Below are 11,228 nucleotides of genomic sequence, written 5' to 3' on the forward strand. Positions count from 1 at the left end.
CGGTTCAGATCCTCGTGAGGGTCAGCCCGAAACGGTCCCGGGGCCGCAGGGTGATGAGCGCCCTCGGCTCCGGCCCCGCGGCGTCGCACGGGGAGATCTCGAACCTGTCGACGACGTCCGCCAGCAGCAGGCCCATCTCCATCAGCGCGAACCCCTTGCCGATGCACATGTGGCCACCGGCGCCGAAGGGGAGATAGGAGCCCTTCTCGGGAGTCCCGCCCGCGAACCGTTCCGGGATGAAGGAGTCCGGCTGTTCCCAGACCGCCGGATCCCGGTGGACGGCGGCGACGTTGAGCATCACCAGCGCCCCCTGGGGGACCGCTTCCGGGCCGATGGAGGTGTCCCTCGTGGCCTGGCGCGGGATGGTCGGCGACGGAGGGAAGAGACGCATGCTCTCGTGGATGACGCCGTGCAGGAGCGTGCCGCGCAGCGGCTCCGCGGGGTCCGAGGCGGCGGACGAGCGCACTTCCCGGCGGACCGCCTCCTGCACCTCCGGATAGCACGCCAGCAGGTAGAGGGTCCAGGTCAGAGCGCTGGCCGTGGTCTCGAACCCGGCCAGGATCGTGGTCAGCACCTCGTCCCGGATCTGGGTGTCGGTCAGCGGTTCGGCGGCCTCACCGACCCGGGCGTCCAGCAGGAGGTCGAGGAGGTCGCCGTGGTGCCGGCCGGACGCGCGCCGTTCTGCGACGATCCCGTGGACCATGGCGTCGAGACCGCGCAGGGTGGCGGCGAAGCGGCGGTGCCTCGGGGTGGGGACGCCGACGGGCAGGGACACGGGCTTGCGGATGCGGCGCTGGACGAAGTCGAGCAGGAACGCCGCCGTCGCCGGGGTGACCGCGCCGGACACGCTGTCGCCGGACCGGCTGAACATGCACGTCGACACGGTGTCCAGGGTGAAGGCCAGCATCTCCTCGTAGACGTGCAGACGCGTGCGGTCCCGGCGGCCCCACCGCGCCGTGTGCCCGGCGGCGACCTCGGCCGCCTTCCTCCGCATGCCGGCCACACCGGCCCGGCTGTACACGGGCTGGAGGGCCCGTCGCCGCCGCAGCCAGTCGTCGTGGTCGGGATTGCTCACCAGGCCGTCCCCGAGCACCAGCCTCAGCGGATTGCGGTGGTCCGGTTTGCCGAAGGTGCGGATGTCGGAGAGCACGGCGTCCGCCGGGGCGCTGCGGTGCACGAACACCATGTGCCGGGTGCCCGCGCGCACGTGGGTGACCTCGTCGCCGGCCGACGCCGCGTGCTGGATGGCGTTCAGCAGGTCCGTGCGCAGCCGGAGCAGGTCCCCGACGACCGGGACGCGCACCCGGGGTGCCCTCGGCGCCGCGAGGACGCCACTGTCGTGGCGTGACTCCCGTGTCGGCAGCGTGCTCCGGGCGGTTCCCGCCATGCCCCGTCCCCTCGTCGGCCGGCCCACCGTGCGAGATGCCGGTGGCGTACGCGTGCCGGGTGCGGCGGACCGGTTCAACTGTGAAGCAGGCATGCCAAAAACCCCCGACGGTCCACAGTGTGACGGGGGTGCGGTCCCGGGGCGCGAAGATTGACAGGAAGTGGCCACGGCGCGGCCTCCGTGGCGACGGTCCGCGGGCGGCGCGGACGGAGCCCCCGGTGCCAGGGGCTCCGTCCGCGCCGCGGCCGGAGGGTCAGCCCAGGCCGGGGCCGCGCACCGGGATGCTGGTGAACGTCGGCTGCTGCGGCGAGGGGTCCTGGAAGAAGTCGTTGCCCTTGTCGTCCACGACGATGAACGCCGGGAAGTCCTCGACCTCGATCCTCCAGACCGCCTCCATCCCGAGCTCCTCGTACTCGACGACCTCGACCTTCTTGATGCAGTCCTGGGCGAGCCGGGCCGCCGGCCCCCCGATGGACCCGAGGTAGAACCCGCCGTGCGCGTCGCACGCGTCCGTGACCTGCTTGCTCCGGTTCCCCTTGGCCAGCATGACCTTGGACCCGCCCGCCGCCTGGAACTGCTCCACGTAGGAGTCCATGCGCCCGGCCGTCGTCGGTCCGAAGGACCCCGACGCGTACCCCTCCGGGGTCTTCGCCGGCCCGGCGTAGTACACCGGGTGGTCCTTCAGGTACTGCGGCATCCCCTCGCCCGCGTCCAGCCGCTCCTTGATCTTGGCGTGCGCGATGTCACGCGCCACGACCAGCGGTCCGGTCAGCGAAAGCCGGGTCTTCACCGGGTACTTGGTCAGCTCGGCGAGGATGTCGTCCATGGGCTGGTTGAGGTCGATCCTGACGACGTCGCCCTCCGACTCGAGCTGCTCGTCCGTCGTCTCGGGCAGGAACCGCGCCGGGTCCGTCTCCAGCTGCTCCAGGAACACGCCCTCGGCGGTGATCTTCGCGACCGCCTGCCGGTCCGCCGAGCACGACACGGCGATCGCGACCGGACACGACGCACCGTGCCGGGGCAGCCGCACCACCCGCACGTCGTGGCAGAAGTACTTGCCCCCGAACTGTGCCCCGATACCGATCTTCTGCGTCAGCTCGAAGACCTTCTCCTCCAGCTCCTTGTCCCGGAAGCCGTGCCCGAGCGGCGACCCCTCGGAGGGAATCTCGTCCAGGTAGTGCGCGGAGGCGTACTTCGCGGTCTTCAGCGCGTACTCGGCCGACGTGCCGCCCACGACGATCGCCAGGTGGTACGGCGGGCAGGCGGCCGTACCGAGCGAACGGATCTTCTCCTCCAGGAACTTCATCATGGAGGTCTCGTTCAGGACGGCCTTGGTCTCCTGGTACAGGAACGACTTGTTGGCCGACCCGCCGCCCTTGGCCATGAACAGGAACTTGTACGCGCCGCCGTCCGTCGCGTACAGCTCGATCTGCGCCGGGAGGTTGGAGCCGGTGTTCTTCTCCTCCCACATGGTGAGGGGAGCCATCTGGGAGTACCTCAGGTTCAGGTTCTGGTACGCGTCGTAGACGCCCCGGGACAGGGCCTCCTCGTCGCGGCCCGCCGTCAGCACGTTCTGCCCGCGCTTGCCCATGACGATCGCCGTACCGGTGTCCTGGCACATGGGCAGCACGCCCGCCGCCGCGATGTTCGCGTTCTTCAGCAGGTCCAGGGCGACGAACTTGTCGTTGCCCGACGCCTCGGGGTCGTCGATGATCCGGCGCAGCTGGGCCAGGTGGGCGGGGCGCAGATAGTGCTGGATGTCGTGGACGGCCTCCTCGGCGAGCCTGCGCAGCGCCTCCGGCTCCACCTTGAGGAACGTCCGCCCGTCGGCCTCGAAGGTGGAGACACCTTCGGAGGTCACCAGCCGGTAGGGGGTGGTGTCCTCTCCCATGGGGAGCAGATCGGCGTACTCGAACTCAGGCATCTCGCCCATTCCTCACTCGACGGAAGACCGCCCGCCTCCGTTGGCGGGCGCTCACCAGCCTAGGACCTGCCGTCGGCGACGAATCTGTGAGGTTGTCCTCAGTCGTCCGCGCGAGGTCGCCCGCGCGAGGTCGTCCGCGCGAGGTCGTCCGTGCGAGAGGGTAGTCGCGATCTATCGCGTTTGGGTACGCTGCTGCCGTGGACCTTCAGAAGCACGCCCAGCAGCCGGACACGGCACCGGGGGCCGCCGAGCTGCGCGCCTCCGACGCCGACCGGGACCGTATCGCCGACCTCCTGCGCGAGGCCCTCGCCGAGGGCCGCCTGACCGCCGACGAGCACGCGGAGCGCGTGGAGGGCGTGCTGGCCGCCAGGACGGTGGGGGAACTGGACGTGTTCGTCCAGGACCTGCCGGTGGCCCACCAGCGGCGCGCGGCACACGCCTCCGCCCCCAGCCGCCCCACCGCGGGCGCGATCCCCGTCGACCCCGACGACAACGTGGTCGCGGTCTTCAGCGCCGCCGCCCGCAAGGGCCGCTGGCGGTCCGGGCGCCGCATCCACGCGTACGCGGTCTTCGGCAGCGTCGAGATCGACCTCAGCGAGGCGCTGTTCGACCACCAGCAGGTCATGATCAAGGCGTTCGCCGTCTTCGGCAGCGTCGAGGTCCGCGTCCCGGAGAACGTGTCGCTGCGCGGCACGGGCGGCGGCGTGCTGGGCTCCTTCGAGGTGGACACGCTCGACGCGACCGACGACGAGGCCCCGGTGGTCTTCGTCGACGGCTGGGCGGTGCTGGGCAGTGTCGAGGCGCGGCCCAGGCGCGGCAAGCTCGTCGCGGACATCCTCGACCGGGTGCAGCGCACGGTCGACAGGAGCACGCGCGGACATCTCGGCCACTGACCCGGCACGCGCGGGGCCCCGTCGGAAACGCAGTGCATAGGCGCGCGCACATCGGGTAAGCCTTGCTGCATCGTCTCTCGCTCGCGAAGCCGTCGTCAGGAGTAGACCGTGCTGCAACCGCCGCATTCGTCCCTGCAGGTAGCCGCCGTTCCGGCCCGGTCTGCGGCAGGGCGGGAGAGGGACCAGGACGCCCCCTGGCACACCGAGGCGGTGTGCCGGCGCGACGAGGCGGGGCTGTTCTTCGCACCGTCGAAGGAGCCGACCGCCGCCCGGCTCTCCCGTGAGGAGGCGGCGAAGCGGGTCTGCGCCCGCTGCCCGGTCATGGTCGAGTGTCGCGAGCACGCCCTGCTCCAGCCCGAGCCCTACGGCGTCTGGGGCGGCCTCACCGCCGCCGAGCGCCGCGTGGTGCTGGCCCGCCGCAGGCGCCGCGACATGGAACTCAAGAAGACGGCCCGGCAGGGCCGCATAGCAGCGGCGGGCTGACCCGCACGCGTACAAGGAGAAAGGGCGCCCCCTCCGCACAGGGGGCGCCCTTTCGTGCCGGGCAGGACTACGCACCCAGGGGCGCGGGCCCACGCGTACCGAAGTGACGTTTCACTTGGCCCGGTCGAAATCGATCGCGCTGTAGGCGCGCAGCTTGCTCAGCCGGTGCTCGGAGTCGATCCTGCGCACCGTCCCCGACTTCGACCGCATCACGATGGAATCGGTCGTGGCCGTCTCCGACCGGTACCGCACACCCCGCAGCAACTCGCCGTCGGTGATCCCCGTCGCCACGAAGAACACGTTGTCCCCGGTGACCAGGTCCTCCGTGGTCAGCACCCGGTCCAGGTCGTGCCCCGCGTCGACCGCCCGCTGCCGCTCCTCGTCGTCCTTGGGCCACAGCTTGCCCTGGATCGTCCCGCCCAGGCACTTGACGGCACAGGCCGAGATGATGCCCTCGGGAGTGCCGCCGACACCGAGCAGCAGGTCGATGCCGGTGCCCTCGCGCAGCGCGAGGATGGAGCCGGCCACGTCGCCGTCGGAGATCAGCTTGATGCGCGCCCCGGTCTCCCGGATCTCCTTGATGATGCCCTCGTGCCGCGGCCGGTCGAGGATCACGACGGTGACGTCCTCGGGGGTGACCCGCTTCGCCTTGGCGACCCGGCGGATGTTCACGCTCACCGGCGCGTTGATGTCGACGAAGTCGGCGGCCTCGGGACCGGTGACCAGCTTGTCCATGTAGAACACGGCCGAAGGGTCGAACATCGAGCCGCGCTCGGCGGCGGCCAGCACCGCGATGGCGTTGGTCATGCCCTTGGCGGTGAGCGTGGTGCCGTCGATCGGGTCGACGGCGATGTCGCACTCGGGCCCGGTCCCGTCGCCCACGCGCTCGCCGTTGAAGAGCATCGGGGCCTCGTCCTTCTCGCCCTCGCCGATGACGACGACGCCGTTCATCGAGACGGTGGAGACGAGCGTGCGCATGGCGCGCACCGCGGCACCGTCGGCGCCGTTCTTGTCACCGCGCCCTACCCAGCGGCCCGCGGCCATCGCCGCTGCCTCGGTGACCCGTACGAGCTCCAGGGCGAGGTTGCGGTCGGGGGCCTCGGAAGGGACATCGAGCTCGGACGGCAGGTGATGGTGTTCGGTCATCGGAGCGCACCTTTCTGTACGACGACGGCCGGATGAGGGTGTGGCCACGACTCTATCGTCAGACAGACAAAATGAGCAGGGCCCCCCACGGATGAGCGCTTCGGGCACCTGCGACGATAGGGGGCGTGGCAGGAACGAGCAGCATGCAGAAAACGGCCCGGGACATGGTCCTCTCCCTGGCCCTCATCGTGCTCGCCGCGGGAGTGGTCTGGCTGTTCATCCCGCACGAGGACGGAGAACCCGACGTCAAGCGGGTCGACTACCGGGTCGACCTGCTCACGGCCCGCCGGGCCGCCTCCTACCCCGTGGCCGCGCCCGAGGGGCTGCCCGAGGCGTGGAAACCCACGTCCGTCCGCTTCCAGGGGGCCGACGCCGACGCCTGGCACCTCGGCTTCCACGCCCCCGACGGGGAGTACGTGGCGGTCGAGCAGTCCGCGGGCAAGCGGACGGTGTTCATCGAGGACAAGACGCAGGGCGCCGCGAGGACCGGGGCCACCCAGCAGATCGACGGCAGGACGTGGACGCGCTACGAGGGCGACCACTACGACGCGCTGGTGCTGGAGGGCACCGAGGGCTCGACCACCGTCGTGACGGGCACGGCCTCGTTCGGGCAGCTGACGACGATGGCCGAGGCGCTGCGCACGGAGTGAGCGCCTGCGGCCGGAAGGGGGCGGGCTCCGTCGGATCGGCCGATCCGACGGAGCCCGCCCCCTTCCGCGTGCGGCTTCCGCGTGCGTGGCGGTCAGACCGTGGTGACGACCTGCTCGAACTCCAGGCGCGGGCTGCGCGGGTACCAGGCGTCGGGGCCGGGACGGCCGATGTTGACGACCATCAGCGGGGTGTGGTCGTCGTCCAGGAACTCCTTGCGGACGCCCTCGAAGTCGACGCCGGTCATCGGTCCGGCGGCCAGGCCGGCGGCGCGGACGCCGATGATGAAGTACGCGGCCTGGAGGGCGGCGTTCAGTGCCGCGGCGCTCTCCCGCACCGGGCGCTCGCCGAAGACGGCGTCCCTGGCCTGCGGGAAGTGCGGGAAGAGCTGCGGCAGCTCCTCGTGGAACTCGTTGTCCGCGGACAGGATCGCCACCAGTGGGGCCGTGGCCGTCTTGGGCCGGTTGCCCTCGGCCATGTGCCGGACGAGGCGCTCGCGGGCCTCGGGGGAGCGGACCAGCATGACGCGCAGCGGCGACTGGTTCATGGCGGTGGGGCCGTACTTGACCAGGTCGTGGATCGCCCGCACCTGCTCGTCGGTCACCGGCTCGTCGGTGAACGTGTTGGCGGTGCGCGCCTCGCGGAACAGCAGGTCCTGGGCGGCGGGGTCAAGAACGAGAGACATGCGTGAACCTTCTGGGTGGTACGTCGGCCCGGCGTCCGCACGGGGACCGCGGACCGGTTGGCGGAGTCGACGGTACGCCCCAAAAGTTCAACACTCAATTAAACCTGGACCGTGGTGATCCACTTCACCACTCAGCCCTCGTCGGCGTCCTGCGCCCCGGCCTCCTCCTCCGCGAGCGCCGCGTCCAGTCGCGCCCGTGCCCCGTCCAGCCACCGCCGGCACACCTTGGCCAGCTCCTCGCCCCGCTCCCAGAGGGCCAGGGACTCCTCCAGCGTCGTACCGCCCGCCTCCAGCCGCCGTACGACCTCGATCAGCTCGTCCCGCGCCTGCTCGTACCCGAGCGCCCCGGCCGTCTCCGCCGCCGTCTGCTCCGTCTTGCTGGTCATCCGCCCACCCTAAACATCGACTCGGACTGAGAACTCGCCCTCGGACACCCGGGCCCGCAACGCCTCACCGGCCTCCACCTCGCCCGGAGCGCGCACCGCGTGCCCGTCCGCCCGCTGGAGCACGGCGTACCCCCGCTTCAGGGTCGCGGCCGGGGACAGGGCCACCACGCGCGCGTGCGTGTGCGTGAGCTCGGAGTCGGCCCGGTCGAGCTGGTGCCGAAGGCAGCGCCGCCCGCGCTCCAGCAGCGCCGTGACCTCCTCGGCCCGGGCGTCGATCATCCGGTGCGGATCCTGTATCGAGGGGCGGGCCAGAGCGTGGGCCAGCCCGCGCTCCTCCCGGTCCAGCAGTGCCTGGACGCAGCGCCGCGCGCGGTCGCGCAGCATCCGCACCCGCTCGTGTTCCTCCCCCACGTCCGGCACGACCTTCTTGGCGGCGTCGGTCGGCGTGGAGGCGCGCAGGTCGGCGACGTGGTCGATGAGCGGATTGTCCGGCTCGTGCCCGATCGCCGACACCACCGGCGTACGGCACGCGGCCACCGCCCGCACCAGCTGCTCGTCGGAGAACGGCAGCAGGTCCTCCACGCTGCCGCCGCCCCGCGCCACGATGATCACGTCGACGTCGTCGACCGCGTCCAGCTCCTTCACGGCCTGGACGACCTGCGGCACCGCGTGCACGCCCTGCACGGCGACGTTGCGCACCTCGAAGCGGACGGCCGGCCAGCGGTGCCGCGCGTTCTCCAGCACGTCCCGCTCGGCCGCCGAGGCCCGCCCGCACACCAGCCCGATCAGCTGCGGCAGGAACGGCAGCGGCTTCTTCCGCTCCGGGGCGAACAGCCCCTCGCGCGCGAGTGACTTCTTCAGCTGCTCCAGGCGGGCGAGCAGCTCCCCGACACCGACCGGCCTGATCTCGGCGGCCCGGAGCGAGAGCTGCCCGCGCGGCGCGTACCACTCCGGCTTGCAGTGCACCACCACCCGCGCGCCCTCGCTCACCACGTCCGCCACGGCGTCGAACACCTGCCGGTAGCAGGTCACGCCCACGGAGATGTCGTACGACGGGTCGCGCAGCGTCAGGAACACCACCCCGGCGCCCGGCCGGCGCGACAACTGGGTGATCTGCCCCTCGACCCACACCGCGCCGAGCCGGTCGATCCATCCCCCGATGAGCCGCGACACCTCCCCGACCGGGAGGGGGGTTTCCGCAGACGTGTTGACAGCCATGCCGCGAGAGTAGTGCGCCCCACCGACAACGCACCGTGACAGGACCCCTCGGACGCGGCCCTTACGATGGGACGCATGACCGCTTCGCCTGGCCGCCGTGTCCTGCTCGCCGCCCCCCGTGGCTACTGCGCGGGTGTGGACCGCGCCGTGATCGCCGTCGAGAAGGCCCTGGAGCAGTACGGGGCCCCCGTCTACGTCCGGCACGAGATCGTGCACAACAAGTACGTCGTGCAGACCCTGGAGAAGAAGGGTGCCGTCTTCGTCGAACGGACGGAGGAGGTCCCCCCGGGCAACATCGTGATGTTCTCCGCGCACGGCGTCGCCCCCGTCGTCCACGAGGAGGCCGAGCGCGGCCGGCTCGCCACCATCGACGCCACCTGCCCGCTCGTCACCAAGGTGCACAAGGAGGCGGTCCGCTTCGCCAAGGAGGACTACGACATCCTCCTGATCGGCCACGAGGGCCACGAGGAGGTCATCGGCACCTCCGGCGAGGCCCCCGACCACATCCAGCTCGTCGACGGACCCGGTGACGTGGCGAAGGTCGAGGTGCGCGACCCGTCCAAGGTGGTCTGGCTCTCCCAGACCACCCTCTCCGTCGACGAGACCATGGAGACAGTCGACGCCCTCAAGGAGAAGTTCCCCCAGCTGATCTCCCCGCCCAGCGACGACATCTGCTACGCCACGCAGAACCGCCAGCTCGCGGTCAAGCAGATGGGGGCCGAGGCGGACCTGGTGATCGTCGTCGGCTCCCGCAACTCCTCCAACTCCAAGCGCCTGGTGGAGGTCGCCAAGCTGGCCGGCGCCCGCGCGGCGTACCTGGTGGACTTCGCCGACGAGATCGACGAGGCCTGGCTGGAGGGTGTCTCCACGGTCGGCGTCACCTCGGGCGCCTCGGTGCCGGAGATCCTGGTCGAGCAGGTCCTCGAGTGGCTGGCGCGGCGCGGCTTCGAGGACGTCGAGATCGTCAAGGCGGCCGAGGAGTCGATCATCTTCTCCCTGCCGAAGGAACTCCGCCGCGATCTGCGCGACGAGGCCGCCGCCCTGGTGGCCGGGCGGGGCGGCACGGGGACCGGTGCGGATTCCGCGGAGTGACGGTGGTGCCGCGGTGGCGGCCGGGCGGCCGGCCTTCGTGACCGTCCGTCGTTCGTCGTAACGTGGTGGCATGCAGATCTTCGGCGTGGACATCGGCGGATCCGGGATCAAGGGTGCCCCGGTCGACCTGGACAAGGGGGACCTGGCGCAGGAGCGCTGCAAGGTCCTCACCCCGCACCCCGCCACGCCGGACGCGGTGGCCGACGGCGTCAAGCAGGTCGTCGACCACTTCGGCTGGACCGGCCCGGTCGGCGTCACCTTCCCCGGAGTGGTCACCGGCGGCACCACGATCCGTACGGCGGCCAACGTCGACAAGAGCTGGATCGACACCGACGCGCGCGACCTGCTCGGCGACCGGCTGGGCGGCCTGCCGGTGACGGTGGTGAACGACGCGGACGCGGCCGGCGTCGCCGAGATGCACTTCGGCGCCGGACGCCACCGCACGGGCACGGTGGTCCTGCTGACCTTCGGCACCGGCATCGGCAGCGCCGTGTTCGTGGACGGCGTCCTCGTCCCCAACACCGAGCTGGGGCACCTGGAGCTGCACGGTCACGAGGCGGAGAAGCGGGCCTCCAGCAAGGCCCGGGAGGACCACGACCTGTCGTGGGAGCAGTGGGCGCACCGGGTGCGGACGTACCTGGCCCACGTGGAGATGCTGTTCTCGCCGGAGCTGTTCATCATCGGCGGCGGCGTCAGCCGCAAGTCCCACAAGTTCCTGGACCACATCGAGGGCATCAAGGCGGAGATCGTCCCCGCCCAGCTCCAGAACAACGCGGGCATCGTGGGCGCGGCGATGCGGGCGGCCACGGGCGCGTAGGGCCTCTCCGGCGGATCGAGTCGGAGGCAACCGGCGGTGCGCTGAGGTTGACGACAACGCCGCGGACAGGCGTGCCGGCCCTCCCGTCTCCGGCATGATCCGCCGGACGGGCCCCGGAGGGGGACCGCTACGAGCGGGGCCGGCTCCGCGCGGCGCGGCGGTTGCGCGCACGGACCCGGCGCACCCTGCGGACGAGCACGATCACCCCCGCGACGAGCGTCCCGCCGTAGAGCCACCCGGCCTGGGTGGCCAGGCCCGTCACCAGGCCCATCAGCCGGTCGAGGGTGCCGCCGCCGTCGGCGACCGGCACCAGGCCCACGGCGAACGCGATCGGCACGATCACGGGCGCGATGAGCAGGTCCCCCTCGCGGACCCACAGCGCGGTCAGCACGCACACCGGCAGGAAGAGCACGCCGTACACCGTCGGGGAGGCCCCGAACAGCGCCCCGGTCAGCAGCCCGAGCGCGAGCATCACCAGCCCGCAGAACAGGCCGCCGCCCAGTCCGGTGAGCCGCGGGCCCGGCAGCCGCCGGGCCGCGGGCGGGGGAG

Annotated in this window: 12 protein-coding genes; 5 read left to right on the forward strand and 7 right to left on the reverse strand. The window is 71.6% G+C overall.

Going from position 1 to position 11,228, the window contains the following annotated elements; all coding sequences use genetic code 11:
* Positions 1 to 4: 4 nt before the first annotated feature.
* Positions 5 to 1,387, reverse strand: coding sequence for a cytochrome P450 (locus BU52_RS27600; RefSeq protein ID WP_051858636.1), 1,383 nt, complete (start codon positions 1,385 to 1,387; stop codon positions 5 to 7).
* A 253-nt stretch (positions 1,388 to 1,640) separates the two neighbouring features.
* Entirely contained in the window at positions 1,641 to 3,320 is a 1,680-nt protein-coding gene (locus tag BU52_RS27605; RefSeq protein WP_037939428.1) for a fumarate hydratase, read from the reverse strand.
* Between the two features lie 188 nt (positions 3,321 to 3,508).
* Between BU52_RS27605 and BU52_RS27610 the strand changes: the two genes are divergently transcribed.
* Positions 3,509 to 4,204 (forward strand): DUF1707 SHOCT-like domain-containing protein, encoded by a 696-nt coding sequence (locus tag BU52_RS27610; RefSeq protein WP_037939431.1) that lies wholly within the window; start codon positions 3,509 to 3,511, stop codon positions 4,202 to 4,204.
* Between the two features lie 108 nt (positions 4,205 to 4,312).
* Positions 4,313 to 4,687, forward strand: a complete 375-nt coding sequence (locus tag BU52_RS27615; protein ID WP_078903471.1) for a WhiB family transcriptional regulator — start codon at positions 4,313 to 4,315, stop codon at positions 4,685 to 4,687.
* Positions 4,688 to 4,798: 111 nt separating this feature from the next.
* Here BU52_RS27615 and glpX read toward each other — a convergent pair whose 3' ends face one another.
* Positions 4,799 to 5,833: a class II fructose-bisphosphatase gene (gene glpX / locus BU52_RS27620; protein WP_037939438.1), complete on the reverse strand. Its 1,035-nt coding sequence runs from the start codon at positions 5,831 to 5,833 to the stop codon at positions 4,799 to 4,801.
* A gap of 143 nt (positions 5,834 to 5,976) precedes the next feature.
* Here glpX and BU52_RS27625 point away from each other — a divergent pair, with 143 nt between their 5' ends.
* Positions 5,977 to 6,483 carry a DUF4245 domain-containing protein gene (locus BU52_RS27625; RefSeq protein WP_037939440.1) on the forward strand — a complete coding sequence of 169 codons (507 nt, stop codon included), beginning with the start codon at positions 5,977 to 5,979 and terminating at the stop codon, positions 6,481 to 6,483.
* Positions 6,484 to 6,575: 92 nt separating this feature from the next.
* Here BU52_RS27625 and BU52_RS27630 read toward each other — a convergent pair whose 3' ends face one another.
* From BU52_RS27630 to xseA, 3 genes are all read right to left on the reverse strand, one after another.
* Positions 6,576 to 7,166, reverse strand: a complete 591-nt coding sequence (locus tag BU52_RS27630; RefSeq protein WP_037939443.1) for a malonic semialdehyde reductase — start codon at positions 7,164 to 7,166, stop codon at positions 6,576 to 6,578.
* Positions 7,167 to 7,297: 131 nt separating this feature from the next.
* Positions 7,298 to 7,552, reverse strand: coding sequence for an exodeoxyribonuclease VII small subunit (locus tag BU52_RS27635; protein ID WP_037939444.1), 255 nt, complete (start codon positions 7,550 to 7,552; stop codon positions 7,298 to 7,300).
* Positions 7,553 to 7,561: 9 nt separating this feature from the next.
* A complete protein-coding gene (gene xseA / locus BU52_RS27640; RefSeq protein ID WP_037939447.1) occupies positions 7,562 to 8,770 on the reverse strand; it encodes an exodeoxyribonuclease VII large subunit in 1,209 nt (402 codons plus the stop codon).
* Between the two features lie 66 nt (positions 8,771 to 8,836).
* On the opposite strand from xseA, the gene BU52_RS27645 reads away from it, so the two are divergent.
* Positions 8,837 to 9,862 carry a 4-hydroxy-3-methylbut-2-enyl diphosphate reductase gene (locus BU52_RS27645; RefSeq protein WP_107061280.1) on the forward strand — a complete coding sequence of 342 codons (1,026 nt, stop codon included), beginning with the start codon at positions 8,837 to 8,839 and terminating at the stop codon, positions 9,860 to 9,862.
* Positions 9,863 to 9,932: 70 nt separating this feature from the next.
* Positions 9,933 to 10,679, forward strand: coding sequence for a polyphosphate--glucose phosphotransferase (gene ppgK, locus BU52_RS27650; RefSeq protein WP_037939450.1), 747 nt, complete (start codon positions 9,933 to 9,935; stop codon positions 10,677 to 10,679).
* A gap of 127 nt (positions 10,680 to 10,806) precedes the next feature.
* Here the strand turns inward: ppgK and BU52_RS27655 are convergent.
* A partial coding sequence (locus BU52_RS27655) for a DUF6542 domain-containing protein (protein WP_037939452.1) occupies positions 10,807 to 11,228 on the reverse strand: 422 nt, incomplete at its 5' end.

The sequence above is a fragment of the Streptomyces toyocaensis genome, from assembly GCF_000725125.1.
Taxonomy (GTDB): domain Bacteria; phylum Actinomycetota; class Actinomycetes; order Streptomycetales; family Streptomycetaceae; genus Streptomyces; species Streptomyces toyocaensis.